We start from the raw sequence: 25,140 nt of genomic DNA, 5'->3' as shown, positions 1-25,140 counted from the left end.
GTGGCCGGATGCATCCCCGGTCGTTGTGCAGGTGCGAAATGGTGTGTGCCATGCGCAATTGCAATGCTGTTCTAAATCCAGACGCGCAGGTCTGTCCATCCGCCGCCACGGCGGCTGGTCGCGTGGCCAGCGCGGATCATCGTGCGGATCAGGCGGAGACGCGCACCCACACCGGGGCGTGGTCGCTGGCACGCTCGCGCCCGCGAAAGGTCTTGTCGACTCCGGCGGCCTGCAACCGGTCGGCCAGTTCGGGCGACAGCAGCGCATGATCGATGCGAAAACCATGGTCGCGCGGCCAGGCACCGGCCTGATAATCCCAATAGGTCCAAACCCCGCCGCGCGGATTGTGCAGCCCCAGCGCATCGGTCCACCCGGCATTGACCAGGCGGCGCCAGGCATCGCGCGATTCGGGCTGCATCAGCGCATCACCGGCCATCGCGCGCGGGTCCCAGATGTCGTGGTCGGCGGGGATGACGTTGTAATCGCCGATGACCACTGCCGGCACTTCTTCGGCCGCGATAACGGCCATGCGCTGCGCCAGCCGGTCCATCCAGCGCAGCTTGTAATCAAATTTCGGCCCCGGCTGCGGGTTGCCATTGGGCAGATAGATGCCGGCAATGCGCAGGCCGAACAACTCCGCCTCAAGATAGCGGGCCTGTTCGTCTTCGGCATCGCCGGGCAGGCCGCGCTGTATTTCGACGGGCTGGGTGCCGCGCGCCAGAATGGCCACGCCGTTGAAACCCTTTTGCCCGTGCCAGATCGCCTGATAGCCGGCCTTGGCGAGCTCGGCGGCGGGAAACCCGTCATCCTGGGTCTTGATTTCCTGCAGACAGGCGACGTCCGGCCGGGTTTCGTCCAGCCATTCGATCAGGCGGGGCAGTCGCGCCTTGATACCGTTGACGTTGAACGAGGCGACCGTGATCGGCTGTCCCGAACGCGCATCGCCCGCCGCACTGGCGCTCATACGCTGAAGCTGGCGCCACACCCGCAGCCGGAAGCGGCATTGGGGTTTTCGACGCGGAACGCCGCCCCACCCAGCGATTCGACATAATCGACCAGCGCGCCGCCCACCAGGTCCAGACTGACCGGGTCAACCACCAGCTGCACCCCGTCGGTCTGCGCCACCACATCGTCGGCTTCGGCCGCATCGGCCAGGCCAAAGCGGTACTGGAACCCCGAACATCCGCCGCCTTCAACCGACAGGCGCAGGATCGCCGGCTTTGCCTGGCGCACGGCAATGGCGGCAACGCGCGCTGCGGCGCTGGGGGACAGTGCAATGGATGGTGTGGTCATCTGTGCAAGATAGGGCGCGCGGGCCCCATGCTCAAGGGTATTCGCGAAAGGGCGTGTCGGGGCGGTGGGTGGCACTTTCAACAGAGACTCTAGGCCGATTGGATATAACTGCGCAGTGCCTCCGCCTCCGCCTCGATGCGTTCGACCCGGTATTTGACCAGGTCGCCGATCGAAATGAACGCCACCATCGCGCCATTGTCCATCACCGGCAGATGGCGGATGCGCCGCCGGGTCATCAGTGTCAGCGCCTCGATCGCGGATTGGTCGGGGCTGACCGAGATCACCGGCGCGGTCATCACTTCACGCACCGTGCGGGTCAGCATCGCGGCGCCCAGCCGGCGCAGCGAATAGAGCACGTCGCGTTCGGAAAAGATTCCCGCCACGGCCGCGTCCTGATCGGCGACCGGCAGTGCGCCGATGCGGCGTTCGGCCAGCAGTTCGACCGCTTCGGCAACGCTGGCATCGGCCTGGATGGTCCAGACCGGTCCTGACCGCCCGGCAATCAGCCTTGCTATCGTCATCGCATCCTCCCTCTAACTCAAAATATAGCGTTCCCGAAAAGACAGCTGGTCTGCGCCAACATGATAACAGCATGACACAGTTGCATGTCGGCGCAAGGCGATTGCCGCGCCAATTTTGCTGGCGCATGGAAGGTACCCATGCCGAACGGATTCAATCTTCGCCCATCCCCGCTGGATGATCCCGCCCACGCCGCGCGCTCTTGGGCACACTACCGCCGCATGTTGCGCTTTACGGCGGATCTGGCGCTGGCGGTGGTCGGAGTGGTGTGGGTGTGGCTGTACCACGAATTCGGGCTGGTCTCGATCCACCTGTACATCGCCACCGCGCTGGGGTTCGGGCTGACGGTCATGCTGGTGGGCGCGCTGATGGGGCTGGTGTTCCTGTCGCACACATCAGGGCACGATGATGTGATCGAAGACCCGCTGGACGACGAAACCTGGCGGTGAGATGTTTTGTTTGCAACGCGCCTTTGGCGCGTTGAAGTGCCACCCACCACCCCGCACCCCCGGCCCATCCGCCCACAGGATACCTTAATGGGTGGATGGGCCGGAGGTACGGGGTGGTGGGTGGCACTTCCGAACCAGGCGAAACATCGTCAATTGATCGGTACGAACTGCGCCAGATCGGCGATGTGCAGCCAGCGCACGCGCGAATTGGGGACCGAATTGGTCAGCGCATAGAACGCCGCCGCGGTGCCGGGGGCCATGCCCATCGCCTGGTAATAGGTGACATAGGCGCGGTTAACGGGGGCGTTGGCGTCATAATCGTCGGGGCCGCGCCCGGTGTCATCCACCCAGGCATGCACGCCAAAATCGGCATCCGGCGCAGCGTGGCGCGTGGTACCGGCCAGGAACAGTTCCACCGCGCCCGACCGCACCGATCCGCCGGGCGGTACGCTGGTGGCGATGGCATGCGCGCGGATCATCCGCCCCAGCCGCAGATTGGCGGTATCGTCCAGCGTGCCCGGGCAATCGACCAGTTCCAGCACGTTGATCGCCGGATATGCGCGCAGCATCGCGGCAAACCGCGCCGGGCTGGCGCTGTCGGTGGCATCGACCAGCGCGGCATGATTGCGATCGATCACCACAAACGGGCCGAACCGGGCCACCCCGCGCTGCGCAGTTTCGGCCGCGACGCCAACCAGCCGGTCAGCGCCTTCACTGCGTGGTTGGCGGTCGTCGACGATTTCGGTTTCGACCGTGGTGGTTTCGGTCCACTGCACCCCGGCGGCATCGGTCCAGCTGCGCGTGGTCGCCTCTGCCCGCGCCAGTGCGGGCAGGAACAGCGCAGCCAACGCGCAGGCCAGGGTCAGGATCGGGCGGAACACCATGACGGTGAGAGTGCCGGGCGCCGCCTTGCCAAGGCGCCAACGCTTGCGGTGAATCCGCAGTTTACGATGATTTCACCGCGGTTATCACCACATTGGGGGAATTGAGGGCCTTGGCGGGCAGGGTTTGCGCGCTAAGGTCGCGCCCACACAGGGGTTTGGGGGGCGAATACCAATGGTCGCAGTCGTGGCGACGGTCGCCTATCTCGGGCTGGAGGCGCGCAGCGTCGAAGTGCAGTGCCAGGTGTCATCCGGCCTGCCCAGTTTCCGCGTGGTCGGCCTGCCCGACAAGGCGGTGGGGGAAAGCCGCGAACGCGTGCATTCGGCGCTGGCCGCCATGGGCCTGTCGCTGCCGCCCAAACGTATCACGGTCAATCTGTCGCCGGCCGATCTGCCCAAGGAAGGGTCGCATTACGACCTGCCGATCGCGCTGGCGCTGCTCGCCGCGATGGGCGTGGTCGATCGCGAAGGATTGGCCGATCAGGTTGCGGTGGGCGAACTGGCGCTCGATGGCCGGATCATCGCCAGCCCGGGCGTGCTGCTGGCCGCGCTGCATGCCGGTGGCAGCGAACGCGGGCTGATCTGCCCGGCGGCGCAGGGGACCGAGGCGAGCTGGGCGGGGACCGCGGTGATCGCCGCGCCCGATCTGATATCGCTGCTCAACCATCTGAAGGGCACGCAGGCGCTGCCACCGCCAAAACTGGCGGAGCCGGAACCGCCGCCGCGCGGCCCCGATCTGAAACAGGTGAAGGGGCAAGAGGTTGCCCGCCGCGCGCTGGAAATCGCCGCCGCCGGGGGTCACAACCTGCTGATGATCGGGCCGCCAGGCGCGGGAAAATCGCTGATGGCCGCCTGTCTGCCGGGCATTCTGCCGCCGCTGACGCCGAGCGAAGCGCTGGAGGTGTCGATGGTTGCATCGGTGGCGGGCACACTGGTCGAAGGGCGGATCAGCCGCGCGCGCCCGTTTCGCAGCCCGCACCATTCGGCATCGATCGCCGCGCTGACCGGCGGCGGGATGAAGGCGCGCCCGGGTGAGGTCAGCCTGGCGCATCTGGGCGTGCTGTTCCTGGACGAATTGCCCGAATTTCAGCGCGCTGCGCTCGATTCGCTGCGCCAGCCGCTGGAAACCGGCGAAGTGACCGTGGCACGCGCCAATGCCCATGTGACCTTTCCGGCGCGGGTGCAGCTGATCGCGGCGATGAACCCGTGCCGCTGTGGCCATCTGGCCGATCCCGCGCTGGCGTGCAGCCGTGCGCCGCGCTGCGCCGCCGATTACCAGACCAGGATTTCGGGGCCGATGCTGGATCGCATCGACCTGCATGTGGAGGTTGATCCGGTCGCCGCCAGCGACATGGCGCTGCCCCCGCCGACCGAAGGATCGGCCGAGGTTGCCCGCCGCGTGGCCGTGGCGCGCGACCGGCAGACCGCGCGGCTGGCCGGCACCGGGCGGCGCAGCAATGCCGAACTGGATGGCGACCTGCTGGACATGCATGCGCAGCCGGATGCCGCGGGGGCAGACCTGCTGACCCGCGCGGCCACCGCGATGCGGCTGTCGGCGCGCGGCTATACCCGCATCCTGCGCGTGGCGCGCACGATTGCCGATCTGGCCGGGGCAGACCAGGTGACCCGCGTGCATGTGGCCGAGGCGCTGAGTTACCGCCGTATGCCCCCACGCGCCTGACCGGATCATCTACCCCCAGATGACAGCATACGCCGCCGCCATTTCGCGCTAATACGATGCGGCACTGGCGTGCAGTCATACCTCCCGCCCCGCCTCCCCACCCGACCACCAATGATACCATCATACTGTGGTGGTCGGGTGGGGAGGCGGGGCGGGAGGTATGAGTCGCGCTTGGCGCGACTTGGTACAAGATTCAATATTCTGACCCGACAGGAGAAGCCCGACATGGATACCAGCAATCGTCGCGACGTGCTGCGCGCTGCCGCCACCGCCGTTTCTGCGGTTTCCTTTGTGACGACGGCGCCCGCCCGTGCCGCCGCCCCGGCCATGCCGGCATCGCCGCAAAGCCAGCCGCCGCTGGCCTATGCGCCCGATGCGCTGGCACCGGCGATTTCGGCGCGGACGGTCGATTTCCATTACAACAAGCATCACAAGGGCTATTTCACCAACCTGGCCAAACTGGTGGCGGGCACGCCGCTGGCGACCGCATCGCTGGAATCGGTCATCATGGCGACCGCGGGCAAGGCCGATATGCGCGGGATGTTCAACAACGCGGCGCAGGCGCTCAACCACAACCTGTACTGGCAAAGCCTGACGCCTGGTGGCAGCATGCCATCCGATACGCTGATGGCGGCGCTGGCCAGCGATTTTGGCGGCCGTGCGGCGGTTGAGGCCGAATTGACCAAGGCGGCGCTGGGCCAGTTCGGCAGCGGCTGGGCCTGGCTGGTGCGCGACGGGGCCAAGTTGAAAGTGCTGGCGACATCCAACGCCGATACGCCGCTGACCATGGGCATGACCCCGCTGCTGGTGATCGACGTGTGGGAACACGCCTATTACCTGGATGAACAGAACCGCCGCGCCGATTATGTCAGCGCGGTGCTGCCACTGCTGGATTGGGCGGGGGCGTCAAAGCGATTCTCCGCTTAACAGGCTTGCACCGCACGGACGGTTGACGCGCGAGCATCACCCCGGCAAAACCCGTAAGTGTTGCTTACAAATTGGCCGACGTTCAAGCCGGCCACAGGGGGAGAAGGCCGATGCGGCAATGGATTGTGACCCAAGGTTCCACCACGCTGGGCGGGATGCACATGCGCGATGTGCCCGAACCGGTGCCCGGTGCGGGTGAAGTGCTGGTGCGGGTGCGCGCCTGTTCGCTCAACTATCGCGACCAGATCATTCCGCTGGGGCTATACATGGGCGGCCCGGTCACCAGTGACACGGTGCCGCTGTCCGACGGCGCGGGAGAGATCGTGGCGCTGGGCGAAGGAGTGACCGATTGGGCCGTGGGCGACCGCGTGGCCGGGCTGTTTTTCCAAAGCTGGCAGGATGGCCCGCCATCGCCCGGTGTTGGCCCGGCGCTGGGCGCAGCGGGCGCGCCGGGGATGTTGCAGGATCTGGTGGTGCTGCCGGCCACCGGGATTGTGCGGATTGCCGATACCTTGACCTTTGAACAGGCGGCCTGCCTGCCCTGTGCCGGGGTAACCGCGTGGAACGCGCTGATGGCGGGGCCGCGGGCGCTGCAGGCGGGGGAAAGCGTGCTGGTGCTGGGCACTGGCGGGGTGTCGCTGCTGGCGCTGCAGATTGCCAAGGCGGCGGGCGCGATCGTGGTGGCGACGTCGTCCAGCGATGCCAAGCTGGAACGCGTCAGGGCGCTGGGCGCCGACCATGTGATCAATTACCGCACCACCCCCGATTGGGGGGCAGAGGCCAGCCGGCTGACCGGCGGGATCGACCATGTGGTCGAGGTTGGCGGCGCGGGCACGCTGGCGCAGTCTATCGCGGCAGTGGGCTTTTGCGGGGAAATCGCGCTGATTGGCGTGTTGACTCGCGAAGGCAACACCAACCCGCACGGGCTGATGTTCAAGGGCGCATCGATTCGCGGCATTTTCGTGGGATCGCGCGCGATGGCCAGCGGGCTGAACGCGATGGTCGATGCGCACCACATCCAGCCTGTCATCGACCGCCGCTTTGGCATGGCCGATGCGCTGGACGCCTGGCAGTATGTGTCATCGCCCGACCTGTTCGGCAAAGTCGTGATCACGCTGTGACCGGGGTGGGCAGGGTCGGCCCCTGCCCGCCACCCGTCAGATCAATGCCAGCAGCGCCTGCAAATGGTCGATCACCGCGTGCGGTTGCTCTTCGCGTTTCAGCGCGGCCACGGCATCGGGCCGCATGATCCCGGTGGTCATGCCGATCCCGGTGGCGCCGGCATTGTGCGCCATGCGCATTTCCAGCGCGGGATCATCGCCAACGATCACGATCGCGGCGCGGTCGGTGCGGGCAATGCCCATCGCGTCGGCGGCGGCATCGAACGCGATCTTTGATGGTTTGCCCAGCACTTTGGCGCGTTTGCCGGTCATCGCGGTGATCATCGCGTTGATGGCATAGCTGGCGCCGATGCCGCGGCCATTGGCCGTGGCAAAGAACGGCACATGGCTGGCGGTGGTCAGCCGCGCGCCAGCCCACACCGACTGGCATGCCGCCTCAAGATCGGGAAAGGTGAATTCGCGGAACCAGCCGGTATAGACTGCCTCCACGCCCTCGGCCGGTTCGGCCGCGCCGATGCAGGTGATGCCGGCATCGATCAGCGGCGCGGCCACCCCGGCATTGCCCAGCACGCGCACACGGGTGATCCGCTGTTTCACGAACCACGCCGCCGCCGATGTCGATGGCGTCATCATTTCGTGATCGTGCAGATCAAACCCGGCGTCGCGCAGCGATGCGGCGTATGTCGCGGGCGGCTTGGCGGTGCCGTTGGTAAACACCCGCAGCGGCACGCCCTTGGCACGGATCGCGGCAAGCAATTCGATCGCACCGGGCAGCGCGCGGTGCCCGCCGCTGGCCGCATCGCCCAGCGCGATGGTGCCATCCATGTCGAAAATAAACCCGCTGGCATGGCGCACGCGGGTGGCGATATCTGGTGTCACAGCGATGCTCCGGCATGCAGCGCCAGGCGCAAACCCGGCCGTTCGATCACGATGTCACGCGCCGCCGGGCGCGCGGCAAGCTCGCGCAGCAGTTTCAACAGCGGTGCCGCCTCTGGCGTATAGGTCGCGCGCGACCGGCCGGCCGACAGCATGGCGTCAACCTGGTCGCCAGGCATCACCGCGCGCAGCAGGAACTCCTCATCCGGCATGGCTGCGCCAAACGTGCGGCGCAGATCGCCCAAGGCGGGAAAATCGCCCTCGGCAGCGAGTTCTGTCGCGCGCGGGCGGCTGAGGATCGCGGCCTCTACGTCTTTGTCCACCGCCCGTGTCGGCTTGCCGAACTTGCCCATCACATAGCGGATCACCTGGTCGCTGACCTGGGCATAGCGGCGATCGCCGATCACGTTGAACAGCGCCTGGCTCATCACCATTTGCGGGAACGGCGTGACCATGATCGGATAGCCCAGTTCGGCGCGCACTTGTTCGGTTTCCGCGATTACCGCGCCCAGCCGGTCACCCATCCCCAGCTCTTCCAGCTGGCGTTTGGTGGTGGTCATCACTCCGCCGGCGATCTGGTGGCGCAGAAAACTGGCATCGAATGCCTGCGGCTGGCCCGGTGGCAGCCCCTCTGCACGCGCCACCCGCGCCCAGTAATCCGACAATTGGCGCAAGCTGGCGCGGTCGATGTCGACATCGTGCCCGGCCTCAATCAGGTTGGCGACCATCCGCTCCGCTTCTGGCAGCGATGATCCGTCACCGCCCGGGCCGATGCCGACATGGATCGCCGAAATCCCCAGCTTTGCCGCTTCCAGCGAGGACAATTCGCCCAGGCCCAGCGTGTTGTGCGCGTGGATTTCCAGCGGGCGATCACCGATCACCGCCTTGATCGCCGGGGCCAGCGTGCGCACGCGATCGACCGACAGCAGTCCGCTGGGGTCCTTGATATAGAACAGGTCGATATCCGGGCTGGCCATCAGCGCTTTGGCAAACGTGGCATAAAACGCATCGTCGTGCACATCGGACAGCGTAAAGGTCAGCGCCGCCATGACTTCGGCCGGGCCTTCCTGCTTGATAATCCGCGCCGCCGCGATCACCGCGGGCACTTCGTGCATCGGATCAAGCACGACAATCCGGCGGATGCCGCAATCCTGCAGGCACCGGTACACCAGCCGCATGAAATCCGGGTCGGCCTGCTGCCAGGCGATAAAGCGCAGGCCGGTGGTGATCAGCTGCATCGGCGTGGTCGGCATCGCCGCGCGCATGCGGCGGATGCGTTCCCACGGGTTGTTGCGGAAATAGCGGACCGCCACCGCCATATGGCTGGATGACGTAAAATCGATGGCGCGAAAACCGGCGCGCTCGGTCAGCGCGGCCGCCTGCAACATATGCGCGGTGTTCAGCCCGGTGGCCCCCCACAGCGACTGGTTGCCATCGCGCATGGTCACATCGACCAGCCGGATGCTCATGCCTCAAGTCCTTCAAAAAAGCGGGTATCGACGCCGCCGGCGGCAAACCGCGCATCGGCCACGATCGCCCGGTGCAGATCGCGCGTGGTATCCACGCCATCGATGTGCAGCCGGTCCAGGCTGGTGCGCAGCAGTGCCACCGCCTCTGCGCGCGACGGGGCATGCACGATCAGCTTGCCGATCAGCGAATCGTAATAGGGCGGCACTTCGCTGCCGCTGGCGATATGGGTATCGACGCGGATGCCAGGGCCGGCCGGCCACTGCGCCTGCGCCACGGTGCCGGGCGAGGGGCGGAAATCGGCACGCCAGTCTTCGGCATTGATGCGCACTTCGATCGCATGGCCCAGCGGTTGCACATCGGCCTGGCGCAGCGCCATGCGCGCCCCGCCGGCGATCAGCAATTGTTGTTCGATCAGATCGACGCCGGTGATCGCCTCGGTCACCGGGTGTTCAACCTGGATGCGCGCGTTCATTTCCAGGAAATAGAAATCGAACGTTTCGGCATCGACCAGAAATTCTACCGTGCCTGCGCCGCGATAGTGCAGGTGCCGCGCCAGATTGACCGCGGCGGTTTCGATCGCGGCGCGTTTGTCGGCGGGCATATTGGGGGCGGGTGCCTCCTCCACCAGTTTCTGAAACCGGCGCTGGATCGAACAGTCGCGCGTGCCCAGGTGGATGGCGTCGTGGCCATCGCCCAGCACCTGCACCTCTACATGGCGGCCGCGCCCGATAAACCGTTCGACATAGACGCGGGCATCGCCAAATGCGGCCTGTGCCTCGGCCATCGCCATGTCGATCTGCGCGTCCAGCTGCTCTGGCGCATCAACGCGCTTCATCCCGCGCCCGCCGCCGCCCGATACGGCCTTCAGCAGCAGCGGGTATCCGGTGCGTTCTGCCTGCACGCGTGCGGCGGCCTTGTCCGCCGCCTCGCCGCCCGGCACCACTGGCAATCCGGCCTCGATCCCGACTTTGCGCGCCATCAGCTTGTCGCCCATCGCCTTCAGGCTGGACAGTTCCGGACCGACGAACACGATGCCCGCCGCCGCGACGGCGCCGGCAAAAGCGGCATTTTCCGACAGAAAACCGTAACCCGGATGCACCGCATCGGCGCGCGCGGCCTGTGCGCCGGCGACCACCGCGGCAATGTTGAGGTAGGATTGCGATGATGGCGCGGGGCCGATGATCACCACTTCGTCGGCCATGCGCGCGGGCAGGCTGTCGGCATCGGCCTGCGATGCGCCCAGGATGGTGACCATGCCCATCCTTTGCGCGGTGCGAATGATCCGCAGCGCGATTTCGCCGCGGTTGGCAATGAACAATCGTTTGATCATGCCGCCGGCTCGGCCAGCCGGATCAGCGCGGCGCCTTTGGCGATCATCGTCGCGTCGTTGGTCAGGATCGCTTCGACCACGCCGGCCACCCCGGCGTGGACCGGGTTCATCAGTTTCATGGTTTCGATAATACCGACCACGGTGTCGGGGGTCACATGGGCCCCGACCTCGACAAACGGCGGCGCGCCGGGGGCGGGTGCGCGGTAGAACGTGCCGGGCAGCGGCGCGCGAATGCAGATGCCGGGCTCGATTTCGGCAACAGCGGCGACCACTGTTGCGCCGGGCGCGGCAGTGTCGGTGTACGACCAGTCCTGCGTAAAGCCGTCACCGGCATCATCGCGCGCCACGCGCAGGCGGAACCGCGCGGTGGTGACATCCAGCCGGTCATAGGGCGTGCCGGCCAGGATGGCGGCGATTTCGGCGACGTCCTCGGGCGTCAGCGGCAGATCGGTCTTGCTCATGATGCCATCATTTCGCGGGCGGCGGCGATGATCGCATTGGAAAATTCCTCATCGTTGAAATGCGCATCCACCACCGTGACCGGCACGTTCGCGGGCATTGCCGCCTGCAGCATGGCGGCAAACGGGCCGGGCAACGTGGTATCCTGAATGTGGCCCTGCGGGCTGTCGTGGTTGGAAAACCCGTGCAGCGGGGTGAACACCCGCACCGGGCCCTTGGCGTCCTTGATGATCGCGCCCAGATGATCGGCCAGCCCCTGCAATTCGGGCAGACGCGTGCGCACCGCGGTCAATTGCGGGTTGTGTTCATGATAGCGCGTGTCAGGGAACTGCGCGCGCGCCACGTCGATCGGCCCGGCGATGATGAAATCGGCATTGCCCGGCGCCCAGATCGTCGGCACGCCGCGTGCCATGCCGGCTTTGCCTCGGTTCGGCCCGGAATCCGCCAGCCCGCCGTTCAGATGGTCCAGAATTTCGGTCACCGACAGATCCAGCACCAGCGCGACATCGCGTTCGGCGGCAATGCTGTCCAGCGTCGGTCCGCCGGCGCCCGATGAATGAAACACCATGACTTCGGCGCCATCGGCCTCCAGCGCTTCACGAATGCGGCGGGTGCCGGTTTCGGTGGTGCCCAGCGTGGTCATCAGCACCAGCGGTTTTTCGCTGGCATGTTTGGGGTCATAGCCTTTGGCCATGCCCGCCACCGCCAGCGCGCCGTTGCGGAACACGTCGCGGCTGATGCTGTTGATGCCGGCGATGTCGGTCACCGCGTTCAGCATCGCGATGTCCTTCACCCCCATGTAGGGCGCGGTAAAGCCCGATGCCATCGTCGAAACGATCAGTTTCGGCATGCCATAGGGCATCGATTGCATCAGCGCCCCGGCCAGCGCCGATCCCATCGATCCGCCCACCGCCAGAATGCCCGACAGGGGATGCGCGGCGTGCCAGGCATGCGCGGCCTTGATCGATCCTTCGATCATCACCGCCTGGCATTTGCCTTCGTGGCCCAATGCGCGCACCGCTTCGATGGTGTGGCCGGCGGCCCCGGCCACCGCTTCGGGCGAGATTTCGGCGCCGCCGACGCTGCGCCGCACGCTGGGATCAAGATGCACCACCGTGACGCCCGCGGATTCCAGCGTCTGGCGCACAAACTGCGCCTCTTCCTGTTTGGTGTCCTGGGTGATCACCAGCAGCACGCTGGGTTTTTCAGTCATCATCGCTCTCCAGCATATTCTATGATTGTATTTGTTGCATACAAAATGCAGACCATCGCTGGCGAGCGCAAGCAAAATAACCGGGCCAACCGAAATGCCTGCGCACGTCACGACGCGCGACGTTGCGCGCAACAATTCGTGTACCTAGGGGGAGAGATGCCTGATGACCGCAATCCATACAAGCACCACGCTCGGTTTCGGGCAGAAGCTGGGCCAGATCATGCAGATGGCCTATGTGGTCGAAGATATCCGCGCCAGCATGGCCTGGTGGATGGCCGATGCGCGCACCGGTCCGTGGTTTCTGCTCGATCATTTCCTGGGCCCTGATCAAACCTATCGCGGCGCGCCGTCGCGGGCCGATGTCACCATCGCGATGGCCTTTGCCGGGCATATGCAGATCGAACTGATCCAGCCGCTTGATGATCACCCGTCGGTCTATCGCGATGTGATCGCCCAGCGCGGCTATGGGTTTCACCACGTCGGCATCGCCTGCGCCGATGTCGATGCGGAAATCCCCGGATACCAGGCGCGTGGCTACACCGTGGCCTATCGCGCGGCGGTGCCCACCGGCGGCGCGGTGGCCTATCTCGACAACGGGCGCAACCAGCCCGGCATGGTCGAACTGATCCCGGTCACGCCGGGGATGGATGAAACCTTCACGCGGTTCTGGCGCGCTTCGGTCGATTGGGATGGCAGCGACCCGGTTCGCCCGTTTGCCTGATGGTGCTTGCGCGCTGCGCAAAAATCTGTTTGTCTAGCATACAAATATAACCAAGCGGGGGAGAGCGCTATGGAAACGACCGGTCGGTCCGGCGGGTACCGCATCGCGCTGGTACTGCTGCTCAGCCTGAATTTCGGCATCCTGTTTTTTGATCGCAACGCGCTCAATTTCCTGATGCCGTACGTGCGCCCCGATCTGGGGTTGAACGATACGCAGGTTGGCATGCTGTCGTCGGGGCTGTCGCTGACCTGGGCGATCGCCGGTTTTTCGGTCGGGCGCTTTTCGGATTGGCTGGGGTCGCGCAAACCGATCATCATTATCGCCACGCTGGCCTTTTGCGTGTGTTCGGTGGTGTCGGGGCTGGCGCAATCGTTTCTGATGCTGATGGGCGCGCGCATTCTGATGGGCGCGGCCGAAGGTGGGGTGATGCCGGTCAGCCATTCGCTGATCGCCGCGCAAGTGCCCGAAAACGAACGTGGACTGGCGATGGGCGTGGCGCAGAACCTGGGGTCCAACGTGCTGGGGTCATCGGTCGCGCCGCTGGTGCTGGTGCCGGTGGCAATCGCGTTCGGCTGGCGCCACGCGTTTTTCATCGCCGCCGTGCCCGGGCTGATCAGCGCCGCGCTGCTGTGGTTTTTTCTGCAGGAACCGGCGGCCACCGCGCATCATGCCGATGCGGCGCCGCGCACCACGCTGCGAGAGGCTTTCGCCGATCGCAATGTGCAATTGTGTGCGCTGATATCGATCCTGCTGGTGTCGTATCTGGTGTGCACCTGGGCGTTCATGCCGCTGTACCTGACCGCAACCCGCCATGTGTCGGCCGATGCGACCAAATGGCTGATGGCGACGCTGGGGATTTCGGCGGGCATCGGCAGCTTTGCGGTGACGGCGCTGTCGGACCGCATCGGGCGGCGGCCGGCGATCATCGGCTTTTCGTTTCTGGGCGCGATCCTGCCGCTGGGTGCGCTGTACCTGACCGGCAATGCCTGGTTGCTGGCGGGGATATTTTTCATCGGCTGGGGGCTGAACGGGGTGTTCCCGCTGTTCATGGCGACCATCCCGTCCGAATCGGTCGATCCGCGGTTGACCGCGTCGCTGACCGGGGTGGTGATGGGCATTGGCGAAGTGATCGGCGGGGTGTTGAGCCCTGCCCTTGCGGGCAATCTGTCCGACCATTTTGGCCGCGATGCGGTGATGTGGCTGATGCTGGGGCTGTGCATTACGGCCGGTTTGGTCGGTCTGGGCTTGCGCGAAACTGCACCACGGGTGCTGGCGCGCCACACTGCGCGGAGAACTGTACCGGTTTAACATTTCGCGGGTTGACTTCGTTTGCATCACCTACAATTATGTGTGTGTTGCATACAAACAGCATGAAAGCGCTGACCGGTTCCTGAAAACCGGCGGCCACGAACAGGGGAGAGTCTGGATATGAAACGGCCAATCGGTATTCTTGCGGGCGTCGCGCTCAGCGTCATGGTCACCTCCGCCGTGCATGCGCAGGCCAAGCCGGCCGACGCCGCGCCGGCCACCGGCGGCATCCAGGAAATCGTCGTCACCGCGCAAAAGCGTTCGGAAAACGTGCAGAACGTGCCGATCGCGATTTCGGCATTCACCGCATCGGCGCTGAAGGAGCGCGGGGTCGGTGATGTTTCCGCGCTGACGTCGGTTTCACCCAACGTCACGTTTGACGCCTCGACGCCGTTTTCGGGATCGAGCGCTGTGCTCGGGGCGTCAATCCGCGGCGTCGGGTCGGCCGACTTTGCCTTCAACATCGATCAGACCGTCGGGGTCTATGTCGACGGTGTCTATCTCGGTCGCTCGGTCGGGGCCAACCAGGACCTGCTCGACGTCGAACGCATCGAAGTGCTGAAGGGTCCGCAGGGAACCTTGTTCGGGCGCAACACCATCGGTGGCGCGGTGTCGATCGTCACGCACGATCCGGGCAACCAGTTCCGCTTCATCGGCGATGTGACCGGCGGCAGCTATCGCCGCTTTCAGGTGCGCGGGTCGGTCGACGTGCCGATCGCTGAAAACCTCAGCTCGTCGCTGACGTTTGGCGTGATGCGCCGCGATGGCTATCAATATCGCCTGCCCTATCCCGGCACGGGCTATTCGGTTGACAACTTTACCCAGTTCAACGCGGCCGGCTATAACAGCGGCGGCAACCGCCAGGGCGGCGACAACAGCTACAGCCTGCGCGGCAAGCTGAAATACACCAGCGGTTCGTTCAAGGCGACTTTGGCGCTCGATTATACCAACGTCGATCAGGAATCGACTGCCAACACCCTGCTGGGCACGACCGAACACGTTCCAGGTCCGTTCGGCGGGCTGACTGCCAACAATCTTGGGCCAAACGAAGGGTTTCCGGTGCAGACCGGGCTTGACGTAGTCACCGGCTCGTCGGGCTTCCTGTTTGCCGGGCTGTACAATTTCTGCATCGGCGCTGATTCTGCGGCGATTGCCGCGCACAGTGCGCAGGGTGTTTGCGGACCGCGCACCGGCGTGCAGGGGTACAATACATTGCCCGCGCTGGCCGGCGCCGGGATCGCCGGGCCGAACAACCCGAACCCGCTGTTGCCGTTTGACAGCCGCTTCATCACCGGCAACCCCGACACCAGCTATGCCACCGGCAACAACTATTCCAAGGTTCGCCAGTACGGCATCACGCTGACACTGGAAGACCAGCTGACCGACAACCTGCAGATCAAATCAATCTCGGCCTTCCGCAATGTCGATTTCAACGCGGGCGTCGATCTCGATGGATCGCCGCTGAACTTCCTGCAGACCAGCTTCACCGTGAAGCAGCACCAGTGGAGCCAGGAATTCCAGATCAACGGGTCAAGCGCAGACAAGAAGCTGAAGTACACCGTCGGGGCCTATGTCTTCAACGAAGCCGGTGATCTGCACGACTATGTGACCTTTGCCGATGGCCTGCTGCAGGTTGACGGCCCGGGCCGCATCAACACCACCGCGCTCGCCACGTTCGGTCAGTTCGATTACAAGTTCAGCGATCTGATCAGCATTACCGTTGGCGGCCGTTATACCCACGAACACAAGAACTATTACGGTGGCCAGGCTGATGACAACGGCTTCAGCTACAAACTGTTCAACTGCGCGCCCAGCCCGCTGTGCGCGGCTCTGACCGGGTTCCCGACCAGCAACAACAACTTCGCTTATTTCAACGGTGGCAGCAATGGCTACGGTTCGAACCTGGGCCAGCTGGCGAACTATTTCGACTATTATGCGCAAGGTCCGAATTCGCGGATCTTCAACAACTTCTCGCCCAAGGCCGGGATCCAGCTGCATCCGAAAAAGGACGTGATGGCCTATCTGTCGTGGTCGCGCGGCTATCGTTCGGGCGGCTGGACCACGCGTTTGTCAAACCCGCTGCCCTATGCGCCGCAATTCGGGCCGGAAAAGGCAGAAACGTTTGAAATCGGCCTGAAGTCGCAGCTGTTTGACCGCCACCTGCAGCTGAACCTGTCGGCGTTCAACACCAGCTACAACGGGATCCAGCTGAATCAGCAGATCGGCGTGTCGCCCACCGTTGCCAACCTGGGCAAGGCGCGCGTGCGCGGGTTTGAAGCCGAAGCGGTCCTTGCGCCGGCCGATGGCCTGACGATTACGGGTTCGGTCGGCTACCTCGATGCCCACTTCACCTATATCTGCGGTGAAAATGGCAACGCGGCGGCGTTCTGCGGTGGCAATTCGGCCTATGTTGCGCCGAACCCGCTGCAGGCCGGAATCTACGCCGGTGCGCCGCTGCCAAAGGCGCCGCATTGGAAGATGAACATTTCGCCGCGTTACGAAGTGCAGCTTGGCGAAAAGGGCAGCATGATCTTTCTGGCTGACTTTACCCACACGACGAGCATGCGCAACGACACCGAAGGCACGTTCCTGCTGGAACGTGTTGCCACCAACCAGCTCAACGCCAGCGTGACTTACAAGGCGCCGGGCAAGCAGTGGGATATCACCGCGGGTGGCACCAACCTGACCAACCAGCGCTATCTGATCACCGGTCAGGCGCAGGTGGCCGGTGGTGAAATCTATGGCACCTACAACCGCCCGGCCGAATGGTACGCCAGACTCAGCGTCAAATTCTGATACGATCAGGGGGTGCCCAGGCCGGCACCCCCTTTTTTTGCGTGATTCGGGAGAGAGTCCATGCGTGAAGCGCCACATGCGGAATTCTGGAAAGACATCAAGCCGATCGACAAGGTGTTCAAGGAAGGCAGCCTGCCAGAGGTCTATGCCTCGAAAATTGCCGAGGGCGATCCGCGTTACTGGGTTCCCATCTCTGAAACCGTCTCGTCCAAACCGGTGTGGATCAGCCCGGCCAAGAACATGTGGGCCGATGTGCTGATGTCGAGCGGGCCGGGGCTGGTCAGCCGTCATTACCACCCGCACCCGATCTGGGCCTATACCATCAGCGGCAAATGGGCCTATCTGGAACACGAATGGACCGCGACTGCGGGCGATTTCGTTTACGAAACCCCGGGCGAATCGCACACGCTGGTCTGTTATGACAGCCCGGAACCGATGAAGGTGTTCTTCGTCGTGTCGGGTCCGCTGATGTGGCTGGATGATCAGGGCAACACCGTCGGGCACTATGATGTGTTTGACTACATCGCCGCCGCGCGCGCGCACTATGCCAGCAATGGCATCGGCGCCGACTATGTCGATACTTTGATCCGATAAGGACCTCTGCCATGACCGTGATGACCGCGCCGCCGTCCAGCAAGGCGGCGATTGTCGATGTGCCGTTTGCCCACCGTGAACTCGTCGCCCGGCTCAGCCCTGGCGGCCGCTATATCGATGCGCAGTCGGATGTTGACAGCCCGTGGGTGCCGTTTGGCGACAACGCCGCGATCAAGCATCTGGCGTTCGACGTGCGGCAGGGGATCTTTTCCAACATCCTGTGGATCAAGCAACCGGGCGTGATCGGCACGCACCTGCATCGCGGCACGATCATGATGGTCTGCCTGGAAGGCAGCGTGAAATACCTGGAATACGACTGGGTCGCCTCACCAGGCGGGCTGATCCTTGAGGTCCCGGGGGAGGCCCACACGCTGGTCACCGATCATCCCGATGGCGTAAAGCTGTTCGGATGGATGCAGGGCCCGATCGAATTTTATGACGAAAACGCCAATTTCGTCGAAACCACCGACGTGTGGTGGTTCATCAACCACTATGAAACGCACTGCAAGGCGCACGGCATCCCGCTGAACCCCAAGCTGTATATCTGAAGGACGCCCATCGATGTCGATGACCGCACCCCCATCCGGCGCCTACAAGATTGTCGCTGTTCCCGAATTGTATGATGCGACCATCAAACGCCTGGGCATTGAGGGCACGTATGTCGGCGGCAGCGAAGCCGAAAGCCCGTGGGTGCCGTTTGGCGACAACGCCGCGATCCGCCACCTGGCGTTTGACGTGCGCGAAAACGTCTATGTCAACATCCTGTGGATCAAGGGCCCCGGAGTGATCGGCACGCATAAGCATCGCGGCAAAGTGTGGGCGATCGGCCTGGAAGGCAGCTTTCGCTATCTGGAATACGACTGGGTGTGCAAAGCGGGCGAATTCATCACCGAAACCCCGGGCACCGCGCATACGCTGGTCACCGATGATCCGGGCGGGATGAAGGCGCTGTTCCACATGCAGGGCGCCAACGAGTTCTTTGACGAACACGGCAACCATGTCGAAACGCTGGATGTGTGGTGGTTCATCAACCACTATGAAACCTATTGCCACGCCAACAATCTGCCGATCAACCCGGCGCTGTACCTTTAAGGTGGCGGAGCGATGACTACGCCGCGTCTGGACGGACAGCCCGGCGCCTATTTGCGCAACGCGTGGTATGCTGCCGGCTGGGCCGATGGGCTGACGGATAAGCCGCAAGCCAGGGTGTTTCTGGAACAGCCGGTGGCGCTCTATCGCGATGCCGATGGCGTCGCGCACGCGATCGGCGGCCGCTGTCCGCATCGCTTTGCCCCGCTGGGTGATGGCGTGGTGGTCGATGGTGCGCTGCAATGCCCCTATCACGGGTTGCGTTTTGGCAGCGATGGCAAATGCGCGTTCAACCCGCACCCGGGCGGCGCAGTGCCAAATGTGGCGGTGCCGGTTTATCCACTGGTCGAACGCCATGCGCTGCTGTGGATATGGATGGGCGATGCGGCGCGCGCCAATACCGATCTGATCCCCGATTTCGCCTGGCTGGCCGACCCGCGCTGGGATGTGGTGCGGGGCAGCACCTGTGCAGAGGGGCATTACGAGCTCTATACCGACAACATCCTCGATCTCAGCCACGCCAATTTCGTGCATCCCGCGCTGGTCGCCAGCGCCTTTACCGAAGGCGCGCGGCGGTTCTGGCAGGAGGGTGAAACCGTCCACGCCCACTATGCGCAGCCCGATGATTACCTGTCCGAAGGGATTTCGGCGATCCTGGGGACAACGGGGCGCAAACAGGCGTTTGACGGCCATGTGGTGTGGCATGCACCGGCCACGCTGTCGTTCGATTTTCGCACCGGCGAACCGGGCACGCCGTTCGACCAGTTGGGCAACATGCCCTCGCTCCACGCGTTTACCCCCGAAACCGCCGGCACCACGCATTACCTGTGGGCGACCGGCCGCGATTTTGCGGTGGGTGATGCGGAATTTTCGGCGGCCATGCGCGGCGCGCTGGAATACGCGTTTGAACACGAAGACATGCCGCTGATCCGCGATGCGCACCGGCTGATGGCGGGCCAGGATTTCTGGGATCTGCGCCCGCTGGTGATCGATGGTGATGGCGGCGGCATCCGCGCCCGGCGCCAGTTGCGCAAGATGATTGCCGCCGAACGCGCCGGTCCAAATCAGGAAACCGACCATGACCACGCTTGACCAATTTGCCATTGCCGGGCGTTCCGCGCTGGTTACCGGGGCCGCATCGGGTATCGGCCTGGCCTATGCCGAGGCAATGGCCGAGGCCGGCGCGACGGTGACGCTGACCGATGTCGATGCCGCTGGCGTGGAACGCGAAGCGGCGCGGATCAACGCCGATGGCGGCAAGGCGCGCGCGGCAGTGCTGGATGTGCGCGACCGCGCGCAAATGCGGCGCGTGTTCGATGACCATGTCATCGCTTGTGGCGGGCTGGACATCTGTTTTGCCAATGCCGGGCTGGACCCGGGGCCAGGGTTCTGGAACCCGGGCGGGTTTCGCAACGAAAATGGCCAGATTGACACGCTGGATGCCGAACACGATTGGGACGGGTCGATGGCAATCAACCTGACCGGCATTTTCAACACCCTGCGCGAAGCCGCACGGGTGATGAAGGCAGGGGGCAAGCCCGGATCGATCATCGCCACCGCATCCAACGCCGGCATCATCAACGAACCGATCGTGGGCATGGCCTATATGCCGGCAAAGGCGGGCGTGCTGCACATGGTGCGCCATGTCGCGCTGGAACTGGCCGAATACCGCATCCGCGTCAACGCGATCGCGCCGGGGCCGTTCGTCACCAATATCGGCGACGGCTGGGTGAAGAAAAACCCGCTGGCCAAGGCGGCGTTTGACAAGACCATCCCGCTGGGCGCGATGGCGCAGACCGGCCAGATCAAGCCGCTGGCGCTGCTGCTGGCATCCGATGCGTCCAGTTTCATGACGGGTGCGCATGTGGTCATCGACGGCGGTGTGCAGCTCGGCAATTTCCGGTGAAGGCGGCGGTGATGCAGGGGCTCCACCAGCCCCTGGCGGTCGAAACCGTGCCCGATCCCGTGCCTATGCCCGGCGAACTGGTGGTGCGGGTCGGCCGTTGCGGCATCTGCGGGTCGGACCTGCACATGACCGAAGACGCGGCCTATGGCAAACGTGCGGGCGACGTGCTCGGCCATGAATTTGCCGGCGAAGTGGTCGCGCTGGGCCAGGGCACAACGGGCGCGGCGCTGGGTGATCTGGTGTCGGTCATCCCGCTGAAATCCTGTGGCACATGCGCATCGTGTCTGGCGGGTGAGGTCGCGTGGTGTGACCAGTTCGGGCTGCAGGGCGGGGGATACGCCGAATACGCCGTCACCCGCCCGAACCAGTGCATCCGCCTGCCCTCATCAATCAGCCTGGCCGATGGCGCGATCATCGAACCGCTGGCGGTGGCGCTGCACGGGGTCAATCTGTCCGGATTGCGCGCGGGTGATACGGTGCTGGTGCTGGGTGCCGGGCCGATCGGGCTGGCCGTGGCATTCTGGGCGCAGCGGATGGGCGCGGCCACAGTGGTGATTCAGGATGTGGCCGCCCATCAGGAAGAGCGTGCGCTGGCGATGGGCGCCACCGGGTTTGTGGTCGATCCGGCCGATCCGGTCGGGGCTGCCTTGCGCGGGCTGGGCCGGCCGGCCGACATCGTGTTCGAATGCGTCGGGCGCCCCGGGCTGATTGCGCAGGCGGTGCAACAGGTGCGCAATCGCGGTACGATTCTGCTGCTGGGGCTGTGCACGCAGCCCGATACCTTCAACAGCTTTGCCATGCTGTCGAAAGAAGTGCGGCTGATCACCTCGGCCTTTTTCACGATTGGCGAATACCAGGCCGCGCTCGATGTGCTGGATGCCGGGGTGGTTGAACCGCGCCTGCTGGTGACCGGCACGATCACGCTGGACGACACGCCCGCGCGTTTTGAAGCGTTGCGTGCGCGCACCACCGACTGCAAGGTGCTGATCGCGCCCTGATGCGCCCGACTGCCTTATCCAAAAGGGATTTCCCGTGACGACCGCGCGCTCCATTATCGAACACGGCCGCATGCATCCGCTGCAATGGGTGGCGGTGGTGATCACCATCGGGCTGAATGCGCTTGATGGCTTTGACGTGCTGGCCAGCGCGTTTGCGGCGCCGGGCATTGCCAAGGAATGGCATGTCAGCCGCGAAGCGCTGGGCATCGTGCTGTCGATGGAATTGTGGGGCATGGTCGGCGGATCGCTGCTGTTGGGCGGGCTGGCCGATATCGCCGGGCGGCGGCGCACGACATTGCTGTGCCTGTGCATCATGACGCTGGGCATGGCCATGGCCACCACCGCCACCAGCCCGCAAAACCTGTCGCTGTGGCGGCTGGTGACCGGGTTTGGCATTGGTGGCATGCTGGCCGCGCTCAACGCGCTGGCGGCCGAACTGTCCAACCTGAAACACCGCAGCCTGGCCATGGCGATCATGGTGATCGGCTATCCAGTGGGCGGGACGGTCGGCGGGCTGATCGTGCAGCAATTGCTCCACGGCCAAAGCTGGCGCGCGGTGTTCAATCTGGGGGCAGTGGTATCAGCCGCATTTATCCCGCTGGTGGTGCTGTTCATACCCGAAACCCCGGCGTTTCTGGATCAGAAGCGGCCGGCCGGCGCGCTGGCAGCAATCAACCGCATCCTGACGCGGTTTCGCCTGCCGCAACTGGATGCGCTGGCGCCGCACGCGCCCGAACAGGCCAGGGCCAGCGTGCTCGACATCCTGAAACCGGGGCTGATCGGCACGACCACGATGCTGACGCTCGGGTATTTCTTTCACGCCATCAGCTTTTATTTCATTCTGAAATGGGCGCCCAAGATCATTGCCGACCTGGGCCATTCGCCCAGTGAGGCGGCGGGCGTGCTGACCGCGGCCAATATCGGCGGTGCGATCGGCGGCGCGCTGTTTGGTGTGTTCATGCACCGCTTTGGCATCAAACGCCCGATGCTGGCGGCGCTGGTGGGTTCGGTGGCCGGAATCACGCTGTTCGGGCTGCATGATCAGACCACCACGCTGTTGGTGTGGTCGATCGCCGCATCGCTGGGCATGGTGTTCGCCAATGCCGCCATCGTCGGGTTTTACGCCAGCTTTGCCGCCGGGTTCCCCACCCATGTCCGCGCCACCGGCACCGGATTTGCGCTCAGCCTGGGGAGGTTCGGCGGCGCGCTGTCACCCATCCTGGCCGGCTATCTGTTCAAGGCGCAGCTGGGTCTGCCGATGGTTGCGCTGGTGATGAGCGGCGGATCGGCGGTTGCGTTTGTGCTGCTCGCCCGGTTCCGGCTGCAGCTGCGTTAACGCCCGGCCATCGCCTTTGCGCCGGGCAGGTAGGTGCGGCCGATGCGCAGGCTGGTGCCATTGGCCAGTTCCACCGACCATACCCCCAGCCCGTCGTGGCGTAGCCCGGTGATCCGGTCGCGGCGGATGATGGTTGACCTGTGCAGGCGGATGAAGCGATCGGGATCAAGCCGGTCCTCCAGGCCCTGGATGGTGTGCAGCAGCAGATAGGACCGCTGCCCGACATGCAACCGCACATAATCGCGTTCGGCATCGATGCGGTCGATATCGCCCGCCGCCAGCCGGATCAGCTCGCTGCGGTGCGGCACCCAGAATTCTTCGATCCAGTTGCTCGGCGCGGCGCTGGCGGGCCGGGTGGTGTCGCGCTCTGCGGCGGCGCTGGCGCGGCGGGCGATCGCGCGTTCGACCGCGCGCGCCAGCCGGTCTTCAGCCACGGGTTTCAACACGTAATCGACCGCATCGCAATCGAACGCTTCGACCGCGAACTGGTCGTGCGCGGTCACGAAAATCACTGCCGGGCGCGTGGGCTGCATCATCAGCTGGCGCGCCACGGTCAGGCCATCCGCCTCTGGCATGGTCATGTCCAGCAGCAACAGATCGGGCGCGAGTGCGCTGGCCAGCCGCAAGGCCTGCGCGCCGTCGCTGGCGGTGCCAACCACCTGCAGCGACGCGATGCGTGCCGCCAGAATCTGCAGGCGTTCGATCGCCAGCGGTTCATCATCGACGATCAGCGTGCGCAACGCTCGGGCAGGGGCGTGATCGGGGTCGGTGGTCGCTGGTTGCATGGTCGGGTCCGGTCGCAAATGGCTTATGGCTGGGATAGCGGCAGGGGCAGGGTCAGTGTGGTGGCATAGCCGCCCTGGGGCAGCGGGCCACTGATCACCGCGGCATGGTGGCCAAACCGCGCGGCCAGCCGGCTGCGCACATTGGCCAGGCCAATGCCGGTGCCGGTCTCGGTGCCGGTCTTGCCCGGGCCGTCATCAGCGACGGTCAGCACCAGCGTGTCATCCTGGCTATGCGCGGTGATGGTAATGGTCACCGCACGGGTGGTGGCGGCCACCGCATATTTGATCGAATTTTCGACCAGCGGCTGCAGGATCATGCCCGGCACGGGCGCCTGTGCCAGATCATCGGGCACCAGCAGCACGGTTTTCAACCGGTCGGGAAAGCGCACCGCCTCAATATCCAGATAATGGCGTTGCAGCGCGATTTCATCGGCCAGCGGCACATCGGCGCTGGGGTCGGCGGCCAGGCTGTGGCGGTAAAAGCTCGACATCGTCTGGATCATGCGTTCGGCGGCCTGTTCGCGCCCGGTCATCACCAGCGCCGACAGCGAATTGAGCGTGTTGAACAGGAAATGCGGATTGACCTGATAGCGCAGCGATCGCAGCTCGGCCGCCTTTGCCGCGCGGCGGTATTCGCCTTCACGCCGTTCGGCGGCGCGCACCATTTCGGCATTGCCCAGCGCCAGATAGAGCGCGGCCCAGGCAATCAGCAGAAAATAGCGCCCCAGCGCGACATCGGTCAGCTGGCGCCACAGCCCTTCGTGTTCGACCGGGTTCTGGATCAGCGTGATGGCATTGGCCGTCAGCGTTGGCAGGCTTTGGGCACTGCCCTGGCCGCCGGCCCCACTGGCCGACGCATCCGGCTCGTCAATGTCGATCAGCATGTTGCCCGACAGATCGTGGCGCACGCGCACCGATGGGCGTGGCGGCGTGGGCGGCGCAGGCGCTGTGGGCGACGATGCGGTGGTGGCCTGGTTGGTCAGGCGCGCAATCATCTGCGCCTCTACCGGGGCAAACGCGGCCTGGTTGACCGCTGCCAGCGCCAGCGCAGCGGGCAGCATGATCACCAGCGCCGCCGTCAGCCGCACCACCGTCGGCCGCCCGTCAAACCGCCGCAACAGCGGCCAGGCCAGCATCGTCACGACAATCCCGGCCAGCGTGACCAGCGCGCGGCGCCACAACAGATCGCTGAATTCGCCCAGCTCCACCACCAGCGCGCGCATCGTGATCAGCACGAAATAGCACAGCCACAACGCCACCGCCGACCCCAGCACTTGCCGCGCGGGCACGTGCGGGACCGCGGTTTCGGGTGTATCGTAGAACGTATCTGCCATCACCGCCGGTCTATGCTGAAAACCACGCCTTGCGCCAGTGCGGCAGTCGGTTCG

General features: G+C 64.9%; 25 protein-coding genes. 14 read left to right on the top strand and 11 right to left on the bottom strand.

What is annotated here, in order from left to right:
* Positions 1–148 precede the first annotated feature (148 nt).
* The 3 genes from xth to ABWP89_RS07255 form a co-directional block, all read right to left on the bottom strand.
* Positions 149–964, bottom strand: coding sequence for an exodeoxyribonuclease III (xth, locus tag ABWP89_RS07265; protein ID WP_353228251.1), 816 nt, complete (start codon positions 962–964; stop codon positions 149–151).
* The gene (gene erpA / locus ABWP89_RS07260; RefSeq protein WP_353228249.1) at positions 961–1,293 is read right to left on the bottom strand and encodes an iron-sulfur cluster insertion protein ErpA; all 333 of its coding nucleotides are present in this window, start codon (positions 1,291–1,293) and stop codon (positions 961–963) included. The genes xth and erpA overlap by 4 nt, the downstream gene beginning before the upstream one ends.
* An 89-nt stretch (positions 1,294–1,382) precedes the next feature.
* Entirely contained in the window at positions 1,383–1,814 is a 432-nt protein-coding gene (locus ABWP89_RS07255; protein WP_353228248.1) for a CBS domain-containing protein, read from the bottom strand.
* A 138-nt stretch (positions 1,815–1,952) separates the two neighbouring features.
* Here ABWP89_RS07255 and ABWP89_RS07250 point away from each other — a divergent pair, with 138 nt between their 5' ends.
* Positions 1,953–2,261, top strand: coding sequence for a hypothetical protein (locus ABWP89_RS07250; RefSeq protein ID WP_353228247.1), 309 nt, complete (start codon positions 1,953–1,955; stop codon positions 2,259–2,261).
* Positions 2,262–2,410: 149 nt separating this feature from the next.
* On the opposite strand, the gene ABWP89_RS07245 is transcribed toward ABWP89_RS07250, so the two are convergent.
* On the bottom strand, positions 2,411–3,145 hold the full coding sequence (locus ABWP89_RS07245; protein WP_353228246.1) for a hypothetical protein: 735 nt from the start codon (positions 3,143–3,145) through the stop codon (positions 2,411–2,413).
* Between the two features lie 172 nt (positions 3,146–3,317).
* Between ABWP89_RS07245 and ABWP89_RS07240 the strand changes: the two genes are divergently transcribed.
* The 3 genes from ABWP89_RS07240 to ABWP89_RS07230 all read left to right on the top strand — a co-directional run bounded on the left by ABWP89_RS07240 (position 3,318) and on the right by ABWP89_RS07230 (position 6,871).
* Entirely contained in the window at positions 3,318–4,823 is a 1,506-nt protein-coding gene (locus tag ABWP89_RS07240) for a YifB family Mg chelatase-like AAA ATPase (RefSeq protein ID WP_353228245.1), read from the top strand.
* A gap of 225 nt (positions 4,824–5,048) precedes the next feature.
* A complete protein-coding gene (locus tag ABWP89_RS07235) occupies positions 5,049–5,750 on the top strand; it encodes a superoxide dismutase (protein ID WP_353228244.1) in 702 nt (233 codons plus the stop codon).
* Between the two features lie 125 nt (positions 5,751–5,875).
* Positions 5,876–6,871, top strand: a complete 996-nt coding sequence (locus ABWP89_RS07230) for a zinc-dependent alcohol dehydrogenase family protein (protein ID WP_353228243.1) — start codon at positions 5,876–5,878, stop codon at positions 6,869–6,871.
* A gap of 36 nt (positions 6,872–6,907) precedes the next feature.
* Here the strand turns inward: ABWP89_RS07230 and ABWP89_RS07225 are convergent, their stop codons facing one another.
* Genes ABWP89_RS07225 through ABWP89_RS07205 form a run of 5 tightly spaced genes read right to left on the bottom strand, consistent with a single transcriptional unit; the run spans position 6,908 to position 12,219 of the window.
* Entirely contained in the window at positions 6,908–7,750 is an 843-nt protein-coding gene (locus ABWP89_RS07225; RefSeq protein WP_353228242.1) for an HAD-IIA family hydrolase, read from the bottom strand.
* Positions 7,747–9,216, bottom strand: coding sequence for a hydroxymethylglutaryl-CoA lyase-like TIM-barrel protein (locus ABWP89_RS07220; RefSeq protein WP_353228241.1), 1,470 nt, complete (start codon positions 9,214–9,216; stop codon positions 7,747–7,749). Before ABWP89_RS07220 ends, ABWP89_RS07225 begins: the two co-directional genes overlap by 4 nt.
* The gene (locus tag ABWP89_RS07215; RefSeq protein WP_353228240.1) at positions 9,213–10,547 is read right to left on the bottom strand and encodes an acetyl-CoA carboxylase biotin carboxylase subunit; all 1,335 of its coding nucleotides are present in this window, start codon (positions 10,545–10,547) and stop codon (positions 9,213–9,215) included. Before ABWP89_RS07215 ends, ABWP89_RS07220 begins: the two co-directional genes overlap by 4 nt.
* On the bottom strand, positions 10,544–11,008 hold the full coding sequence (locus tag ABWP89_RS07210; protein ID WP_353228238.1) for an acetyl-CoA carboxylase biotin carboxyl carrier protein: 465 nt from the start codon (positions 11,006–11,008) through the stop codon (positions 10,544–10,546). The genes ABWP89_RS07215 and ABWP89_RS07210 overlap by 4 nt, the downstream gene beginning before the upstream one ends.
* A complete protein-coding gene (locus tag ABWP89_RS07205) occupies positions 11,005–12,219 on the bottom strand; it encodes a Tm-1-like ATP-binding domain-containing protein (protein ID WP_353228237.1) in 1,215 nt (404 codons plus the stop codon). Before ABWP89_RS07205 ends, ABWP89_RS07210 begins: the two co-directional genes overlap by 4 nt.
* Positions 12,220–12,382: 163 nt before the next feature.
* Between ABWP89_RS07205 and ABWP89_RS07200 the strand changes: the two genes are divergently transcribed.
* From ABWP89_RS07200 to ABWP89_RS07155, 10 genes are all read left to right on the top strand, one after another.
* On the top strand, positions 12,383–12,940 hold the full coding sequence (locus ABWP89_RS07200) for a VOC family protein (protein ID WP_353228236.1): 558 nt from the start codon (positions 12,383–12,385) through the stop codon (positions 12,938–12,940).
* 69 nt (positions 12,941–13,009) lie between these two features.
* Positions 13,010–14,248 carry an MFS transporter gene (locus tag ABWP89_RS07195; protein WP_353228235.1) on the top strand — a complete coding sequence of 413 codons (1,239 nt, stop codon included), beginning with the start codon at positions 13,010–13,012 and terminating at the stop codon, positions 14,246–14,248.
* A gap of 120 nt (positions 14,249–14,368) precedes the next feature.
* The gene (locus ABWP89_RS07190; protein ID WP_353228233.1) at positions 14,369–17,044 is read left to right on the top strand and encodes a TonB-dependent receptor; all 2,676 of its coding nucleotides are present in this window, start codon (positions 14,369–14,371) and stop codon (positions 17,042–17,044) included.
* 60 nt (positions 17,045–17,104) lie between these two features.
* Positions 17,105–17,638 (top strand): 2,4'-dihydroxyacetophenone dioxygenase family protein, encoded by a 534-nt coding sequence (locus ABWP89_RS07185; protein ID WP_353228232.1) that lies wholly within the window; start codon positions 17,105–17,107, stop codon positions 17,636–17,638.
* Positions 17,639–17,649: 11 nt separating this feature from the next.
* Positions 17,650–18,186, top strand: coding sequence for a 2,4'-dihydroxyacetophenone dioxygenase family protein (locus tag ABWP89_RS07180; protein ID WP_353228231.1), 537 nt, complete (start codon positions 17,650–17,652; stop codon positions 18,184–18,186).
* Between the two features lie 13 nt (positions 18,187–18,199).
* The gene (locus ABWP89_RS07175; protein ID WP_353228230.1) at positions 18,200–18,730 is read left to right on the top strand and encodes a 2,4'-dihydroxyacetophenone dioxygenase family protein; all 531 of its coding nucleotides are present in this window, start codon (positions 18,200–18,202) and stop codon (positions 18,728–18,730) included.
* Positions 18,731–18,742: 12 nt separating this feature from the next.
* Positions 18,743–19,819, top strand: coding sequence for a Rieske 2Fe-2S domain-containing protein (locus ABWP89_RS07170; RefSeq protein WP_353228228.1), 1,077 nt, complete (start codon positions 18,743–18,745; stop codon positions 19,817–19,819).
* Positions 19,806–20,633: an SDR family NAD(P)-dependent oxidoreductase gene (locus ABWP89_RS07165; RefSeq protein ID WP_353228227.1), complete on the top strand. Its 828-nt coding sequence runs from the start codon at positions 19,806–19,808 to the stop codon at positions 20,631–20,633. The genes ABWP89_RS07170 and ABWP89_RS07165 overlap by 14 nt, the downstream gene beginning before the upstream one ends.
* A gap of 11 nt (positions 20,634–20,644) precedes the next feature.
* On the top strand, positions 20,645–21,631 hold the full coding sequence (locus tag ABWP89_RS07160; protein ID WP_353228226.1) for an alcohol dehydrogenase catalytic domain-containing protein: 987 nt from the start codon (positions 20,645–20,647) through the stop codon (positions 21,629–21,631).
* A 34-nt stretch (positions 21,632–21,665) separates the two neighbouring features.
* Positions 21,666–22,967: an MFS transporter gene (locus tag ABWP89_RS07155; RefSeq protein WP_353228225.1), complete on the top strand. Its 1,302-nt coding sequence runs from the start codon at positions 21,666–21,668 to the stop codon at positions 22,965–22,967.
* Here ABWP89_RS07155 and ABWP89_RS07150 read toward each other — a convergent pair.
* The gene (locus ABWP89_RS07150) at positions 22,964–23,752 is read right to left on the bottom strand and encodes a LytR/AlgR family response regulator transcription factor (RefSeq protein WP_353228223.1); all 789 of its coding nucleotides are present in this window, start codon (positions 23,750–23,752) and stop codon (positions 22,964–22,966) included. The genes ABWP89_RS07155 and ABWP89_RS07150 overlap by 4 nt on opposite strands.
* Before the next feature lie 23 nt (positions 23,753–23,775).
* Positions 23,776–25,086 (bottom strand): histidine kinase, encoded by a 1,311-nt coding sequence (locus ABWP89_RS07145; RefSeq protein ID WP_353228221.1) that lies wholly within the window; start codon positions 25,084–25,086, stop codon positions 23,776–23,778.
* Positions 25,087–25,140: the final 54 nt, after the last annotated feature.

The organism is Novosphingobium sp. (genome assembly GCF_040398825.1).
Classification (GTDB): domain Bacteria; phylum Pseudomonadota; class Alphaproteobacteria; order Sphingomonadales; family Sphingomonadaceae; genus Novosphingobium.
The sequence above is the reverse complement of the archived record's forward strand: the minus strand, read 5'-3'. Positions and strand labels throughout refer to the sequence as shown.